This window comes from Streptomyces sp. NPDC097107 (assembly GCF_044762405.1).
Taxonomy (GTDB): Bacteria; Actinomycetota; Actinomycetes; order Streptomycetales; family Streptomycetaceae; genus Streptomyces; species Streptomyces thinghirensis.
The window spans coordinates 73,617-88,969 of record NZ_JBIWEF010000015.1 but is presented as its reverse complement, the minus strand read 5'-3'; the positions used below and the strand labels follow the sequence as shown (position 1 = coordinate 88,969).

The following is a 15,353-nucleotide window of genomic DNA, read 5'->3' as shown; positions in this document are numbered from 1 at the left end:
CTCAGCGTGCGGTGTACCGCGGCGCGAAGCGCCCGATCAGCAGGGCCAGCCGCCGGCCGTGGGCCTGCTCCGGTAGCCGGCCGCTGCGCATGAGGGTCACCAGCCCGTGCAGGCCCGCCCAGTACGTCTCCGTGAGCAGCGCCGGGTCCTCCCCCTCGGCGGCGAGGGGCTCGATGGCGCTCAGCAGCTCACCGAACGCCTCCTGGAGGGCGGGTGGAGCCTCGGGCGTGGCGAACGGCAGATCGACCCGGTGCGTGAACATCACGTCGTAGAGCGCGGGCCGTAGCCGCCCGAAATCGGTGTACGCCCTTCCGACCGCCGCCAGCCTCTCGCGTGCGTCCTCGGCCGCCGCGGCCGCCGCCCGTAGTTCCACCGCGAGTTCCTCACAGCCCCGCACCGCGACCGCCGCCATGATCGCGTCCTTGCCCTTGAAGTGGCTGTACAGGACCGGCTGGCTGTACTCGATCTCGGCGGCCAGCCGGCGGGTGGTGACCGCGTCCCAGCCCTCCGCCTCGGCCAGGTCCCGAGCGGCCGTCACGATCAGCTGATCAGCGCCGGTCTGCTCTTCCTCGTCTGACCGCGGCCCTGTCGCCGTCCTCCCGCGACCCGGAACCGGGCGGTGCCGCGAGTCGGCCCCGGGGGAAACCGTTTAACGGCCACGGCGCCCGGCCCCATAGGATTGGCCCGAACCGACTTGCCAAAGCCGATTTGCCCACACCACACACACTCACCCCAGAGGAACGCTGCATGCCTGGCATCACGCGCGAGGAGGTCGCCCACCTCGCCCGGCTGGCGCGTCTGGAGCTGAAGCCCGAAGAGCTCGAGCACTTCGCGGGACAGCTGGACGACATCATCGGCGCGGTCGCCCGCGTCAGCGAGGTCGCCGACCAAGACGTACCGCCGACCTCGCACCCGCTCCCGCTGACGAACGTCATGCGGCCGGACGAGGTCCGTCCGTCGCTCACGCCCGAGCAGGCGCTCTCCGGCGCCCCGGCCCAGGAGCAGCAGCGTTTCAAGGTGCCGCAGATCCTGGGGGAGGAGTAACCGCCATGAGCGACATCATCAAGCTCACCGCGGCCGAGATCGCCGCGAAGATCGCCTCCGGCGAGCTGACGGCCGTCCAGGTCACCGAGGCCCACCTGGCCCGCATCGAGGCCGTCGACGAGAAGGTGCACGCCTTCCTGCACGTCGACCGCGAGGGCGCCCTCGCCCAGGCCCGCGCCGTCGACGAGAAGCGCGAGCGCGGCGAGAAGCTCGGCCCGCTGGCCGGCGTCCCGCTCGCGCTCAAGGACATCTTCACCACCGAGGGCATCCCCACGACCGTCGGCTCGAAGATCCTCGAGGGCTGGATCCCGCCGTACGACGCGACCGTCACCCAGCGGCTGAAGGCCGCCGACGTCGTCATCCTCGGCAAGACCAACATGGACGAGTTCGCCATGGGGTCCTCCACCGAGAACAGCGCGTACGGTCCGACCGGCAACCCCTGGGACCTCACCAAGATCCCCGGCGGTTCCGGCGGCGGCTCCTCCGCCGCCCTCGCGGCCTTCCAGGCGCCGCTCGCCATCGGCACCGACACCGGCGGCTCCATCCGCCAGCCCGCGGCCGTCACCGGCACGGTCGGCGTCAAGCCGACGTACGGCGGCGTCTCCCGCTACGGCATGGTGGCCTTCTCCTCCTCCCTCGACCAGGGCGGCCCCTGCGCCCGCACGGTCCTGGACGCGGCCCTGCTGCACGAGGTGATCGCCGGGCACGACCCGATGGACTCCACCTCCATCGACGCCCCGGTCCCCGCGGTCGTCGAGGCCGCCCGCAACGGCTCGGTCGCCGGCATGCGCGTCGGCGTCGTCAAGCAGTTCCGCGGCGAGGGCTACCAGGCCGGCGTCATCCAGCGCTTCGACGAGTCCGTCGAGCTGCTGAAGGAGCTGGGCGCGGAGATCGTCGAGCTGGACTGCCCGTCCTTCGACCTCGCGCTGTCGGCGTACTACCTGATCGCGCCCTCCGAGTGCTCCTCCAACCTCGCCCGCTTCGACGGCCTGCGCTACGGCCTGCGTACCGGCGACGACGGCACGCACTCCGCCGAGGAGGTCACCTCCCTGACCCGCGAGGCCGGCTTCGGCCCCGAGGTCAAGCGCCGCATCATGCTCGGCACGTACGCCCTCAGCTCCGGCTACTACGACGCGTACTACGGCAGCGCCCAGAAGGTCCGCACCCTCATCACGCGGGACTTCGCGAAGGCCTTCGAGCAGGTCGACGTGATCGTCTCCCCGACGACCCCGACCACCGCCTTCGCGATCGGCGAGCGCGCCGACGACCCGATGGCGATGTACCTGGCCGACCTGTGCACCATCCCCACCAACCTGGCGGGCAACGCGGCCATGTCGCTGCCCTGCGGCCTCGCACCCGAGGACAACCTGCCGGTGGGTCTGCAGATCATCGCCCCCGCCATGAAGGACGACCGGCTGTACAAGGTCGGCGCCGCGGTCGAGGCCGCCTTCGTGGAAAAGTGGGGCCACCCGCTGATCGAGGAGGCACCGTCGCTGTGAGCGCACTGTCCAAGGCCAAGGGCTTCAAGAGCTCCAAGTCCGGCCTGTACGTCTCGATGGCCACGTCGGCGTTCGGCGCCGTCGGGGTGTACAAGCAGATCAAGAAGGCCCGCGGCGACCACGACACGCTGCGGCTGCTCGACGCCGTCGTGACCGGAGCAGCGGTCGTCACCAACCTCGCCATCCTCTATCGCGAGCTGAAGCGCCTGGGCGACGACGACGTCCTGCTGGGCTGAGAGGGAAGTTTCACCGTGACCACCACGACCGACCTGGTGTCGTACGAGGACGCGCTGGCGTCGTACGACCCCGTCATGGGCCTCGAGGTCCATGTCGAACTCGGCACCCACACCAAGATGTTCTGCGGCTGTTCGACCGCACTGGGCGCCGACCCCAACACCCAGACCTGCCCCGTCTGCCTCGGCATGCCCGGTGCACTCCCGGTCGTCAACGCGACCGGCGTCGAGTCGGCGATCAGGATCGGTCTCGCGCTGAACTGCGAGATCGCCGAGTGGTGCCGCTTCGCCCGGAAGAACTACTTCTATCCGGACATGCCGAAGAACTTCCAGACCTCCCAGTACGACGAGCCGATCGCCTTCAACGGCTACCTCGACGTGCAGCTGGAGGACGGCGAGACCTTCCGCGTGGAGATCGAGCGCGCCCACATGGAGGAGGACACCGGCAAGTCGATGCACGTCGGTGGCGCGACGGGCCGTATCCACGGCGCCTCGCACTCCCTCCTCGACTACAACCGCGCCGGCATCCCGCTCATCGAGATCGTCACCAAGCCGATCGAGGGAGCGGGTGGACGCGCCCCCGAGGTCGCGCGGGCCTACGTCCGCGAGCTGCGCGAACTCATCCGTGCCCTCGGCGTGTCCGAGGCCCGCATGGAGATGGGCCAGATGCGCTGCGACGTGAACCTGTCGCTGCGCCCGCACGGCCGGGAGAAGTTCGGCACCCGCAGCGAGACCAAGAACGTCAACTCGCTGCGCTCCGTGGAGCGTGCCGCCCGCTTCGAGATCCAGCGGCACGCCGCCGTGCTGAACGACGGCGGCACGATCATCCAGGAGACCCGCCACTTCCACGAGGACACGGGGTCCACGACCTCGGGCCGCGTGAAGGAGGAGGCCGAGGACTACCGGTACTTCCCGGAGCCCGACCTGGTGCCGGTCGCCCCCTCGCGCGAGTGGGTCGAGGAGATCCGAGCCACCCTGCCCGAGCTGCCGCTGGTGCGCCGCAACCGGCTCCGCGAGGAGTGGGGCATCTCCGGCAACGACATGCAGTCGATCCTCAACGCCGGCGCGCTGGACCCGATCGTCGCCACGATCGACGCCGGTGCCGACGCTTCCTCCGCCCGCAAGTGGTGGATGGGCGAGCTGGCCCGCAGTGCCAACGAGTCGGGCAAGTCGCTCGACGAGCTGGCGATCACGCCGCAGCAGGTCGCGCGGGTCGCCGAGCTGGTCACGAAGGGCGACCTGAACGACAAGCTGGCCCGCCAGGTCATCCTGGGCGTCCTCGCCGGCGAGGGCACGCCGGACGAGGTCGTCGACAGGCGCGGCCTGAAGGTCGTCTCCGACGAGGGCGCGCTGACCGCCGCCGTCGACGAGGCCATCGCCGGCAACCAGGGCGTCGTGGACAAGATCCGCGGCGGCAAGGTGGCCGCGGTAGGCGCCCTGGTCGGCGCGGTCATGAAGGCGACCCGGGGTCAGGCGGACGCGGCCCGCGTCAAGGAGCTGATCCTGGAGAAGCTGGGCGTCAGCGAGGGCTGAGCCGGTCCGGCATCGCGTGTTCTGAGGGGTTGCACCCGGCCGGGTGCAACCCCTCGGGCGTTCGGCTGCGAATCACCCGTAGGGAACGACACGTTCGTCCGATCGTCCTGCGAACGGCCTTCGCCTCTGTGAAGAAGCCCACTAAATCCGCAAATGATCACTTCTGGCTGAAAGAGTGGCTTCGCATTACTCATGCGTTCTTTGCGGGCCGTTCACTCCATGAACAACTGTTCCCGGTCAAAGATCCACAATCAGACACCCTGGGAGCACGTTCGTGGCAGCCCTTGCACGCTGGTGTGTCCGACGCCGCCTCGTCGCCGTCCTGCTCTGGCTCCTCGCCTTCGGCGGAGTCGCCACGGCCGCCGCGGTCACCGGCTCCGCGTACTCCAACGACTACGGAGTCCCCGGCACCGACTCCGACCGTGCCTCCCGGCTGCTCGCCTCCGGCTTCCCCGGCCTCGGCGGCGACGGCGACACGATCGTCTGGCACACGACGACCGACACCGTCCGTGCCACCGACGTCGAACAGGCCATGACCCGCACCCTGGACCGCATCGCGGACCTGCCCGGGGTGGCCTCGGTGACCAGCCCCTACGACGACCCCGACTCGCCCCTGATCAGCGAGAACGCCCACACCGCGTACGCCTCGGTCACCTTCGAGGACGCCTCCCGGGACATCGGCGCGGCCGAGGCGCGGGCCGTGGTCGACGCGGCCGAGGCGGCCGAGAGCGACGGGCTCCGGGTCGAAATGGGCGGCGGCGCCGTCGCGCTCACCGAGGCGCCGGACGGTCATCTCGCCGAGGCCCTCGGCGTGGCCGTGGCCGCGGTCGTCCTCTTCCTCGCCTTCGGCTCCCTCGCCGCCGCCGTGCTGCCCATCGCCACCGCGCTGGTCTCCGTCGGCACCGCCTACGCCGGCATCACCCTGCTCGGGCACGCCATGACCGTCGCCGACTTCGCGCCCATGCTGGGCACCCTCATCGGGCTCGGCGTCGGCATCGACTACGCGCTGTTCATCGTCACCAGGCACCGGCGCGGCCTGAAACGCGGGCTCACCGTCGCCGAGGCCGCCGAGAACGCCGTCGCGACCACGGGACGCGCGGTCGTCTTCGCGGGTGCCACCGTTTGCATCGCCCTGCTGGGCATGCTGATCCTCCGGCTGAGCTTCCTCAACGGCGTGGCCATCGCCGCCTCGCTGACCGTCGTCCTCACCGTCGCGGCGTCCGTGACCCTGCTGCCCGCGCTGCTGTCGTACATCGGCCCGCGCGCCCTGAGCCGGCGCGAGCGGCGCCGGCTGGCGGAGCACGGGCCCGAACCGGAACTGCCCACCGGGTTCGCCGCCCGCTGGTCGGCGTTCGTGGAACGCCACCCCAAGCTGCTGGGCGCCGTCGCCCTGCTCGTCATCACCGTCCTCGCGCTGCCCACCCTCGGACTTCGCCTCGGCACCTCCGACCAGGGCAACGACCCCGAGGGCAGCACCACCCGCCAGGCCTACGACCTCCTCGCCGAGGGCTTCGGACCCGGCGTCAACGGCCCCCTCACCCTGGTCACCGAGGTCGGCGGGGCCGAGGACCGGCTCGCCCTGGACAACCTCGACGCCTCCCTGCGCACCACCGAGGGCGTCTCCTCGGTGTCACCGGCGACGTACAACTCCGGCGGCGACACCGCGTACCTCGTCGTCGTACCCGAGTCGGCCCCGCAGTCCCGGAACACCAGCGACCTCGTCGAGCGGCTGCGCTCCGAGGTGCTGCCGCGTGCCGAGGCCGGCACCGCGCTCGACGTGCACGTCGGCGGCGTCACGGCCGGCTACGACGACTTCGCCGACGTCATCGTCGGCAAGCTGCCCCTCTTCGTCGGCGTCGTCATCGGCCTGGGCTGCCTGCTGCTCCTGCTGGCCTTCCGTTCCGCCGGCATCCCCCTCAAGGCGGCCGCGATGAACGTCGCCGCCGTGGCCGCCTCCTTCGGCGTCGTCGTGGCGATCTTCCAATGGGGCTGGGGGAGCGAACTGCTCGGTCTCGGCAGCGCCGGCCCGATCGAACCCTTCCTGCCCGTGATCATGGTGTCGGTCCTCTTCGGGCTCTCCATGGACTACCAGGTCTTCCTGGTCAGCCGGATGTACGAGGAGTGGCTGGAGACCCGCGACAACCGCCGTGCCGTGCGCGTCGGCCTCGCCGAGACCAGCCGGGTGATCAACTCCGCCGCGGTCATCATGATCTCGGTCTTCCTCGCCTTCGTCCTCAGCGGCGACCGCGTCATCGCCATGTTCGGCATCGCGCTCGCCGCCGCCGTCGCCCTGGACGCCTTCGTCCTGCGCACCCTCCTGGTGCCCGCCCTGATGCACATGCTCGGCAGCGCCAACTGGTGGCTGCCGCGCCGGCTGGACAGGCTCCTGCCGCGCATCAGCATCGAGCCGCCCGAGTGCCGCGTCGCCCATGAGAGGCTGGCCGCGGCGACGGACGCGGAGGTGGCGGACGTCCTCGCGGAGGAGGAGCGGCAGCGGGATGTACGCGATATCACTGGGTGACGACGGAGCCGAACTGCGCCCCCTGGAGACCTGGCACGCCGAGGAGTTCCTCGCTCACCTGGACCGTGGCAGGGAGTTCATCACACAGCACATCCCCTTCGGGACCAAGGCCACCGACGTGGACTCCGCGCGGGAGCTGATCCAGTCCTACGCCGACCGGCGCGCCGCCGGCAGCGGCTTCCTGCACGGGCTGTGGCTGGACGGCAAGCTCGTCGGCGGCCTGCTCTTCCGGGTCTTCGACGCGGCCACCGGCGTCTGCGAGATCGGCTGCTGGCTGGAGCCCGCCGGCACGGGTCGCGGCCTCGTCGCACGCGGCGCCCGGGTCCTGATCGACTGGGCTTTCGACGAGCGCGGCATGCACCGCGTGGAGTGGCGCGCGTCGTCCGCGAACACCCCGAGTGTCAACGCCGCCCGGCGACTCGGCATGATGCGTGAGGGCGTGCTGCGCGAGACATTCCCCTACCGGGGTGTCCGCCAGGACACGGAGGTGTGGGCGGTGCTGGCGCCCGAGTGGCGTGCGGCACGCGCGCGTGCCGCTCACAAGGATCATTAAGGGACCTCTCAGACAGCGTCCGTACGGTGCGAGACATGGGAACGAAGACAGTGGACGAGACCGGCGTGAAGACCGACGAGGACAAGACGGACGAGGCGGCCAAGGCTCCTGAGAAGGCAGGAACCGAGACCGCCGACGCCGAGACCCCGGCCGGCGACGAGGCCGGTACGGACGACGCCGCGGCCGAGGACACCGCGGCCGAGGACACCGCGGCCGAGGACGACGTGACCGGTGCCGCCGGGAACGAGGGCCCCACGGGCGTCGGCCAGGGCGCGGGCGCCGTCGTCTCCGCCGGGCTCGGCATCGTCTCGCTGACCGGCAGCTGGGTCGGCACCGTGGCCTCGGCCCGCGAGTCGCTGATCGGCCAGCTGGAGACGTCCTCGTCCTCCGACGTCGGCATGCTGATCGAGAGGGGCTACGGCAACGCCTGGCACGCCACCGCGCTGTGGGGCGGACTCTTCGCCCTGGTCGCGCTGATCGTCGGCGTCGTGGTGCTGGCCCGTCCCGCGTTCGGTGCGCCCGGCCGTCCGCAGGCCCCGTGGATCAAGTCGGTCGCCTGGGCGGGCGCCGCCCTCGGCGTGATCGGCCTGCTCCTCGCCGTCCTGAAGTACACGGACGTCCTGCTCGGGCTGCCTTCCACCGGCTGACCAAGTCCTTAGAGGGGTCCTAGGGCATCAAGCGCGCCCCCGGCGCACGCCCTAAGACCCCTCACGCATGTCCAAGGCCCCGCCCGGTGCCGAAGATGCGGAACTTACCCGATGTGGCTGACCCCCCTGGGAGACGAAGGTTGAGGCATCGCAAGCAAGCGAAGCCGAAACCGAAGCCGAAACCGGCGCTCACCGAGGGACACGAGGGGACACACCATGTTCGAGTACGAGATCCAGCAGGCCCGTTCCGCCGAACTGATCCGCCGCGCCGACCAGGCCCGGCTGGCCCGCGAGGCCGTTCGGGCCCGTCGCGCCGCCCGCCGGGACGCGGCCCGGAACACCGCCGAGGCCGAGAGCCATAGCTTCCGCTTCCGGCGGCACCGGTTCACCAGGGCCGCGTGAGCGGGGGGAGCGGGGGGAGCGGGGAGGACGGCCGCACGGCCGTCCTCCCCGCCGCCGTCGCCACCGCCGTCCACCTCCCGAAAACCGATGCCCCGCTGTCGGACCCGCGTGCGATGCTCGCTTCCGTGGAGACCAGGTCCGTCAGTCCCGTGTTCGTCGGCCGTGCCCGCGAACTGGACACGTTGAAGGACGCGCTCGTGCGCGCCGACGCCGCCGAGCCGCAGGCACTGCTGCTGGGCGGCGAGGCAGGGGTCGGCAAGACCCGCCTCGTCGAGGAGTTCGCCACCGCCGCGCGCGGTCAGGACGCAGTCGTCGCGCTGGGCGGCTGCGTCGAGATAGGTGCCGACGGCCTGCCCTTCGCGCCCTTCTCCACCGCACTGCGCGCCCTGCGCCGCCAACTGCCCGGGGAACTGGCCACCGCTGCCGCCGGACAGGAGGAGGAACTGGCCCGGCTGCTGCCCGAACTGGGCGAGAGCGCCCCGGGCGGTGGCGGCCGGCACGACGAGGAGAGCATGGCCCGCCTCTTCGAACTCACCGCCCGCCTGCTGGAACGCGTCGCCGCCCGGCACACCGTCGTCCTCGTCCTGGAGGACCTGCACTGGGCCGACGCCTCCACCCGCCACCTGATCGCCTATCTCGTCCGCACCCTGCGCACCGGCCGCCTGGTCGTCCTGGCCACCTACCGCTCCGACGACATCCACCGCCGCCACCCGCTGCGCCCCCTGCTCGCCGAACTCGACCGGCTGCGCACCGTCCGCCGCCTCGAACTCGGCCGCTTCACCCGGGACGAGGTGGGCCGCCAGATCGCCGGCATCCTCGCCCACGAACCCGACCCGCTCCAGGTCGACGAGATCTTCGAACGCTCCGACGGCAACGCCTTCTTCGTCGAGGAACTCGCCGTCTCCGCCCACGAAGGCTGCTGCACCGGCCTCACGGACTCCCTGCGCGACCTGCTCCTGGTCCGCGTCGAAGCCCTGCCCGAGAGCGCGCAGCGGGTCGCCCGGATCGTCGCCGAGGGCGGCTCCACCGTCGAGTACCGGCTGCTCGCCGCCGTCGCCCGGCTCGCCGAGGACGACCTCATCGAGGCACTGCGGGCCGCCGTGAACGCCAACATCCTGCTCCCCGCGCCCGACGGCGACGGCTACCGCTTCCGCCACTCCCTGGTCCGCGAGGCAGTCGGCGACGACCTGCTCCCCGGCGAGCGCTCCCGCCTCAACCGCCGCTACGCCGAAGCCCTCGACGCCGATCCGACGCTGGTGCCCGCCGCCGAGCGGGTGATGCGCCTGGCCAGCTACTGGTACCACGCCCACGACGCGGCCAAGGCGCTGCCCGCCGTCCTGGACGCCTCCGTGGAGGCCCGTCGCCGCCACGCCTACTCCGAGCAACTCCGGCTCCTCGAGCGCGCGATGGAGCTGTGGGACTCCGTGCCCGACGACGTACGCGCCACCCTGCGCCCCGTCGACCACACCGAGGTCTACCCTCCCTGCGGCTGCGACCCGGCCACCAAGCCCCTGCGCTACCTGGACCTGATGGCCGAGGCCGCCGTCGCCGGGCGGCTGTGCGGGGAGCGGGAGCGCGCCATGAAGATCACCAAGCGGGCGCTGCGCCTGCTGGAGGAGGAGCAGGAAGCGGGGGCCGGGACGAGCACGAACGGCCGGGACCCGCAGCGCGCCGCATGGTTCTGGGCGCAGCGCTCGCTGCTGGTCCGGGCACAGGGCCGCGGCGACGGCTGGCGTGAGCTCGGCATCGCCCAGGAACTGGTCCGCGGCCTGCCGCCCTCCGCGGTGCACGCCGAGGTGCTGGCCATGGCGGCCAACTGGTCGATGCTCCACAATCCCGGCCCCGAAGCGGTGACCGCCGCCGAACGGGCCGTGGAGTACGCGCGCATGGTCGGTGCCGACGACATCGAGCTCAACGCACGGCTCACCCTCGGCGGCCTGATGGCCGACGCCGGGCACATCGACGCCGGACTGGCGGAGATGCACCAGGTCAGGGACCTGGCGGTGGCGCAGCGACGGCCCGCCGTGGCGGCCCGCAGCCACATCAACCTGCCCTCCGTCCTGGAAAGCGTCGGCCGCTCCGAGGAAGCCGTCGTCATCCTGCGCGAGGGCGTCGAACTGATCCGCCGGATGGGCCTGCTGGAGTCGGAGGCCTGGGTCTGGGGCAACCTCGCCGAGTCGCTCATCTCCCTGGGCCGCTGGGACGAGGCGCTCGACGCCGCGGCGATGGCCGGAGCACCGGGCCGCAGCGCCGCACCACGGGCCGGTGCCGCCCTCAAGCAGGCCGTCGTCGCGCTCGCCCGCGGGGAGACGGCCGAGGCCGCCCGGCTGCTCGCCGAGGCGAGCTCCGCCTACGGAGTCCTCAACCCCATGCCGCAGAACAGGCTGCCGCTGGCCAGCCTCACCGTCGGCCTCGCCGCCGCCGAGGGCCGCATTCTCGACGCCCGCGCGGAGCTCGGCAAGGCCCTGGACGCGGGCCTCCCGCCCGGCACCCAGCGCTACGGCTGGCCCCTGCTGCTGTCCTCCGCGGAGGCCGAGGCCGACGCCCGCGCTCTGCCGGCGGCGAAGGAGGGCCGCACCGAGGCGCTCGAACGCCTTGCCAAGACCGCCAAGTCCCTGACCACCGGCGCCCCGGTCTGGCTCGCCCACGAGAGGTGGGTCCGCGCCGAACTGCACCGCGCCGAGGGCCGCGACACTCCGGGGACCTGGTCGGAGGCGGTCACCGCCTTCGAACGCCTGGAGCGGCCCTACGAACTCGCCCGCGTCCGGCACCGGCTGGCCGGCGCCCTCCTGGAGACCGGCGGCGAGGACGGGCGCGCCCGCGCCACGGAACTGCTCCGCCTGGCCCGCACGGTCGCCGACCACCTCGGTGCCCGCCCGCTGGCCGACGCGGTCGGCCGGCTCGCCCAGCGCGCCCGCCTCACGCTCGGCCGCGCCGCCGAGCCGGCCACCGGACCGGCGCCCCCCGCCGACCGTGCCGAGGCCCTCGGCCTCACCAGCCGGGAACGCGACGTCCTGCGCCTGGTCTCCGACGGCCGCACCAACCGGCAGATAGCCGAGGAGCTCTTCATCTCCCCGAAGACGGCCAGCGTCCACGTCTCCAACATCCTGGCCAAGCTCGGCGTCTCCGGCCGGGGCGAGGCGGCGGCGGTGGCCCACCGGCTGGCGCTGTTCCCGGCCGGACGGCTCACGTCCCGTTCCGCGGAGTGAGGCATACGCTGTGAGGGACGCCGACCGACGGAGGCTCCGTGTTCAACGCATTCGAGGAACTCTTCTCCCCCGGACGCAAGCACACCAGCGACGAGCAGAACCGTCTGGAGCTGACCCGCGAGGACGTCGGCGACGGCGACCCCGGCCACGGCCCGATAGACCTCACCTCGGGCAAGGTCGTCGTCCACCTCCCGCGCCCCGCGGCGGCGGCGGAGGAGTGACGGCGCTGGCTACGTCACCCGCAGCTCCAGGATCCGGTCGTCGCCCTCCTTGGCGTCGCCCCGGCCGTCCGTGTCGCTGGTCATGAGCCACAGCTTGTCGCCGCCCGCCGGGACCACCGTGCGCAACCGCCCGTACTCGCCCTCCAGGAACGCCTGCGGATCGGCCGCGGCCTCCGTGCCCTTCAGCGGGACGCGCCACAGCCGCTCGCCGCGCAGACCCGCCATCCACACGGAGCCCTCGGCGTGGGCGATGCCGCTGGGGGAGGCCTCGTCGGTGCTCCACTGGGCGAGCGGGTCGTGGAACTCCGAGCCGCCGGACTCGCCCTCCGCCTCCGGCCAGCCGTAATTGTCGCCCGGCTTGATCGCGTTCAGCTCGTCCCAGGTGTCCTGGCCGAACTCCGCGGCGAACAGCCGCTGCTCGCCGTCCCAGGCCAGCCCCTGGACGTTCCGGTGGCCGTACGAGTACACCGTGGAGTCGGGGAAGGGGTTGCCGGGCGCCGGGTCGCCGTCCGACGTCATCCGCAGGATCTTCCCGCCGAGGGAATCCTTGTCCTGGGACAGGCCCGTGTCACCGCTCTCGCCCGTGCCCGCGTAGAGCATCTTGTCGGGGCCGAAGGCGATCCTGCCGCCGTTGTGGACGACGCCCTTGGGGATGCTCCGGAAGACCGTGTCCGGCGCGCCCAGCTGCTCACCGGGCGGCCTCTTCTCGTCGTACCGCATGCGCACGATGCGGTTGTCGGAGGCCGAGGTGAAGTACGCGTAGACCATCCGGTCCGAGGCGTAGTCGGGGGAGAGGGCGATGCCGAGCAGGCCGCCCTCGCCGGCCGGAGACACCCCGGGCACCTCGCCCAGCTCCGTCTTCCTGCCCGTCTTCTCGTCGACCCGCGTGACCGTGGCCTCGTCACGGGAGGAGACCAGCAGGTCACCGCCCGGCAGCGGAGCCAGACCCCAGGGGCTCATCAGCCCCGTGGTGACCGTACGGACCACCTTCACGGAGCCCTTCGCGGGCGGCGTCTCCTCGGCGGCCCGGCCGGAGGGCGGCGACTGCGCCGCCGTGCTGCTCGGGGAGGCGCTCGCGTCCGCGGCCGACGGGTCCCCGTCGCCGGCGGAGCAGCCCGCCGTCAGCAGCAGGGCAGCGGTGGCCAACACGGCCGTCACGGCTCGACGTTGCACGATCATGGTCCCTTCGACGCGGCGGGTTCTCCTTGTCATACACCGCACGCGCCCTCCAAGTTCCCGATCGCCGCATCCCGAACCCGGCAATCGCGCGCACGTCACTCCCACGACCCCTGCGCCGCCGGCAGCCCACGCACCTCGGCCAGATCCCGCTCGGTCAGCCGCAGCCGTGCCGCCCCCGCGTTCTCGGCCACCCAGCGTTCCTGCTTGGTCCCCGGCACCGGCACCACGTGCCTGCCCTGCGCCAGCACCCAGGCCAGCGCCACCTGCGCCGGTGTGACCTCGTCGCCGTGCCGGGCCGCGATCCGGCGCAGGCCGGCCACGATCGGCTGGTTGGCCGCCATCATCTCGGCGGTGAAGCGGGGGTGCCGGGCGCGCAGGTCCTCCGGCTCGAAGCCCTGCCCGGGGGTGAGCGTGCCGGTCAGGAAGCCGTTGCCGAGCGGCATCGCGGCGAGGAATCCGACACCGCGCGTCACGCACCACGGCAGCAGCGTCCGCAGCGCCTCCGGCGACCACACCGACAGCTCCGCCTCCACGGCGCTCACCGGGAAGACCTGCTGCACCCTCTCCAGTTGCCTGATCGTCGCGTCGTGCAGCCGGGCACCCGGACGCCGGGCCGACCGCGCGCCCACCGCGCAGAGCCCGAGGGCCCGTACCTTCCCGGCCCGGACCAGCTCCGCCATCGCTCCCCAGGTCTCCTCGACGGGTATCTCGGGATCGGCACGGTGCAGCTGGTAGAGGTCGATGACGTCCGTCTGCAGCCGGCGCAGTGAGGCGTCGCAGGCACGTTTCACATAGCCGGGGCGGCCGTTGGCCACGATGTGCTGATCACCCACCAACAGGCCGGCCTTGGTCGACACGAAGGCGTCGGACCGCCGCTCCTTCAGCACCCGTCCCAGCAGCAGCTCGTTGGTGAACGGGCCGTACATGTCCGCCGTGTCCAGCAGCGACACACCCAGGTCGAGGGCCCGGTGCACCGCCCTGACCGACTCTTCCCCACGCTGCCGCGACGCGCTGTACGCCCAGTTCATCGGCATGCAACCCAGTCCGACGGCCCCCACCGCGAGCGCCGTCGCGCCGATCGTCCTGCGCTCCACCGGTCGTGACCCTCCCTCGTCAGGCCACCCAACCTAACCTCTGCCCTTCCGGGCCCCTGACATAGCCTCCTGACCATGACTCCTGACGTGTGGCTGCCCATCCCGCCGGACGAGATCGAGGGCCTCCCCGAGGGCCCCGCCTACCGCTGCTGGAACGGCGAGGAGGACTTCCCCGCCGACCCGGCCGACTGCGCGTTCTACGTCGTCCCCTACATGAAGCCCAGCGGGGTCGGCATACGCCCGCTGCCGCAGATGCGCTCCGTCCAGGTCGTCCAGACGCTCTCCGCCGGCATCGACCACGTGGAGCCCGGGCTGAGGCACCTGCCCGCGGGCGTACGGCTGTGCAACGCGCGCGGCGTGCACGAGGCGAGCACCGCGGAACTCACCCTGGCCCTGATCCTGGCCTCGCTGCGCGGCGTTCCCGACTTCGTCCGGGCGCAGGACCGGGGCGAGTGGCTCGGCGGGTTCCGGCCGGCGCTCGCCGACCGGAAGGTGCTGATCGTCGGGTACGGCTCGATCGGCGCCGCGATCGAGGACCGGCTCGTGCCCTTCGAGGTCGCGCCGGTCGTGCGCGTCGCGCGCTCCGCCCGCACCACGGAGCGCGGTCCGGTGCATCCGCTCACCGAGCTCCCCGCCCTGCTCCCGGAGGCGGACGTCGTCGTCATCTCCACGCCGCTCACCGAGGCCACCCGCGGCCTGGTCAACGCGGACTTCCTCGCCCGGATGAAGGACGGCGCCCTGCTCGTCAACGTCGCGCGCGGCCCCGTCGTCCACACGAAGGCGTTGCTGGCCGAACTGGAGAGCGGGCGCCTCACCGCCGCCCTCGACGTGACCGACCCCGAACCGCTGCCGCCGGGCCACCCCTTGTGGCATGCTCCCGGCATAGTCATCAGCCCGCACGCGGGCGGGCCGACCTCCGCGTTCCTGCCACGCGCCAAGCGGCTGATGGTGGACCAGTTGAGCCGTTTCGTGAACCAGGAGCCGTTGCGCAACGTGATCCTGACGACGGGCGCGTAATCCGTTTCAGGTACCCTCCGCAACTCCCCGGATGCGGTGGGTACGCGCATATCCGCTGGTCGTCACGGAGCGTAGAGAAGCTATGTCCCTGAGTGACGAGACTGGTGTATCGTCCGACAGGGGATGCGCCGCGCACGGTTCGGCGCCGGGGATGGACATCTCAGACCTGTGAGGGGGGCGACGGGCGATGCACGGCCTATG

14 protein-coding genes are annotated in these 15,353 nt (G+C 72.1%); 11 read left to right on the top strand and 3 right to left on the bottom strand.

All coding sequences use genetic code 11. The features are described from left to right. Nucleotide 1: 1 nt before the first annotated feature. Entirely contained in the window at nucleotides 2–538 is a 537-nt protein-coding gene (locus tag ACIQ1J_RS30365; RefSeq protein WP_403561804.1) for a TetR/AcrR family transcriptional regulator, read from the bottom strand. Between the two features lie 209 nt (nucleotides 539–747). Here ACIQ1J_RS30365 and gatC point away from each other — a divergent pair, with 209 nt between their 5' ends. From gatC to ACIQ1J_RS30315, 10 genes are all read left to right on the top strand, one after another. Beyond that, on the top strand, nucleotides 748–1,044 hold the full coding sequence (gene gatC / locus ACIQ1J_RS30360) for an Asp-tRNA(Asn)/Glu-tRNA(Gln) amidotransferase subunit GatC (protein WP_003973500.1): 297 nt from the start codon (nucleotides 748–750) through the stop codon (nucleotides 1,042–1,044). Nucleotides 1,045–1,049: 5 nt separating this feature from the next. Continuing rightward, complete coding sequence (gatA, locus tag ACIQ1J_RS30355; RefSeq protein WP_403561802.1) at nucleotides 1,050–2,543, top strand: Asp-tRNA(Asn)/Glu-tRNA(Gln) amidotransferase subunit GatA; 1,494 nt, start codon at nucleotides 1,050–1,052, stop codon at nucleotides 2,541–2,543. Further along, nucleotides 2,540–2,779, top strand: coding sequence for a hypothetical protein (locus ACIQ1J_RS30350; protein WP_210960232.1), 240 nt, complete (start codon nucleotides 2,540–2,542; stop codon nucleotides 2,777–2,779). Before gatA ends, ACIQ1J_RS30350 begins: the two co-directional genes overlap by 4 nt. A gap of 15 nt (nucleotides 2,780–2,794) precedes the next feature. After that, on the top strand, nucleotides 2,795–4,309 hold the full coding sequence (gene gatB, locus ACIQ1J_RS30345) for an Asp-tRNA(Asn)/Glu-tRNA(Gln) amidotransferase subunit GatB (RefSeq protein ID WP_403561799.1): 1,515 nt from the start codon (nucleotides 2,795–2,797) through the stop codon (nucleotides 4,307–4,309). A gap of 274 nt (nucleotides 4,310–4,583) precedes the next feature. Further along, nucleotides 4,584–6,830, top strand: a complete 2,247-nt coding sequence (locus tag ACIQ1J_RS30340) for an MMPL family transporter (protein ID WP_403561797.1) — start codon at nucleotides 4,584–4,586, stop codon at nucleotides 6,828–6,830. Then, complete coding sequence (locus ACIQ1J_RS30335) at nucleotides 6,808–7,383, top strand: GNAT family N-acetyltransferase (protein ID WP_210960235.1); 576 nt, start codon at nucleotides 6,808–6,810, stop codon at nucleotides 7,381–7,383. The genes ACIQ1J_RS30340 and ACIQ1J_RS30335 overlap by 23 nt, the downstream gene beginning before the upstream one ends. Before the next feature lie 35 nt (nucleotides 7,384–7,418). Next, nucleotides 7,419–8,030, top strand: a complete 612-nt coding sequence (locus tag ACIQ1J_RS30330; protein WP_403561795.1) for a hypothetical protein — start codon at nucleotides 7,419–7,421, stop codon at nucleotides 8,028–8,030. A 216-nt stretch (nucleotides 8,031–8,246) separates the two neighbouring features. Continuing rightward, the gene (locus ACIQ1J_RS30325; RefSeq protein ID WP_210960237.1) at nucleotides 8,247–8,432 is read left to right on the top strand and encodes a hypothetical protein; all 186 of its coding nucleotides are present in this window, start codon (nucleotides 8,247–8,249) and stop codon (nucleotides 8,430–8,432) included. 113 nt (nucleotides 8,433–8,545) lie between these two features. Then, nucleotides 8,546–11,641: an AAA family ATPase gene (locus ACIQ1J_RS30320; protein WP_403561931.1), complete on the top strand. Its 3,096-nt coding sequence runs from the start codon at nucleotides 8,546–8,548 to the stop codon at nucleotides 11,639–11,641. A gap of 38 nt (nucleotides 11,642–11,679) precedes the next feature. Then, nucleotides 11,680–11,862: a DUF6191 domain-containing protein gene (locus ACIQ1J_RS30315; RefSeq protein WP_403561793.1), complete on the top strand. Its 183-nt coding sequence runs from the start codon at nucleotides 11,680–11,682 to the stop codon at nucleotides 11,860–11,862. Between the two features lie 9 nt (nucleotides 11,863–11,871). Here ACIQ1J_RS30315 and ACIQ1J_RS30310 read toward each other — a convergent pair whose 3' ends face one another. Both ACIQ1J_RS30310 and ACIQ1J_RS30305 read right to left on the bottom strand, forming a co-directional pair. Further along, on the bottom strand, nucleotides 11,872–13,074 hold the full coding sequence (locus tag ACIQ1J_RS30310) for a PQQ-dependent sugar dehydrogenase (RefSeq protein WP_403561791.1): 1,203 nt from the start codon (nucleotides 13,072–13,074) through the stop codon (nucleotides 11,872–11,874). Between the two features lie 62 nt (nucleotides 13,075–13,136). Beyond that, complete coding sequence (locus ACIQ1J_RS30305) at nucleotides 13,137–14,135, bottom strand: aldo/keto reductase (RefSeq protein ID WP_403561789.1); 999 nt, start codon at nucleotides 14,133–14,135, stop codon at nucleotides 13,137–13,139. A gap of 75 nt (nucleotides 14,136–14,210) precedes the next feature. Here ACIQ1J_RS30305 and ACIQ1J_RS30300 point away from each other — a divergent pair, with 75 nt between their 5' ends. Then, on the top strand, nucleotides 14,211–15,152 hold the full coding sequence (locus tag ACIQ1J_RS30300) for a 2-hydroxyacid dehydrogenase (protein WP_403561787.1): 942 nt from the start codon (nucleotides 14,211–14,213) through the stop codon (nucleotides 15,150–15,152). Nucleotides 15,153–15,353: the final 201 nt, after the last annotated feature.

Excerpts from the sequence above, each read along its gene's own strand:
- gatC (WP_003973500.1), top strand. The coding sequence starts at position 748 with ATGCCTGGCATCACGCGCGAGGAGGTCGCCCACCTCGCCCGGCTGGCG.
- gatA (WP_403561802.1), top strand. The coding sequence starts at position 1,050 with ATGAGCGACATCATCAAGCTCACCGCGGCCGAGATCGCCGCGAAGATC.
- ACIQ1J_RS30335 (WP_210960235.1), top strand. The coding sequence starts at position 6,808 with ATGTACGCGATATCACTGGGTGACGACGGAGCCGAACTGCGCCCCCTG.
- ACIQ1J_RS30330 (WP_403561795.1), top strand. The coding sequence starts at position 7,419 with ATGGGAACGAAGACAGTGGACGAGACCGGCGTGAAGACCGACGAGGAC.
- ACIQ1J_RS30325 (WP_210960237.1), top strand. The coding sequence starts at position 8,247 with ATGTTCGAGTACGAGATCCAGCAGGCCCGTTCCGCCGAACTGATCCGC.
- ACIQ1J_RS30320 (WP_403561931.1), top strand. The coding sequence starts at position 8,546 with ATGCTCGCTTCCGTGGAGACCAGGTCCGTCAGTCCCGTGTTCGTCGGC.
- ACIQ1J_RS30310 (WP_403561791.1), bottom strand. The coding sequence starts at position 13,074 with ATGACAAGGAGAACCCGCCGCGTCGAAGGGACCATGATCGTGCAACGT.
- ACIQ1J_RS30300 (WP_403561787.1), top strand. The coding sequence starts at position 14,211 with ATGACTCCTGACGTGTGGCTGCCCATCCCGCCGGACGAGATCGAGGGC.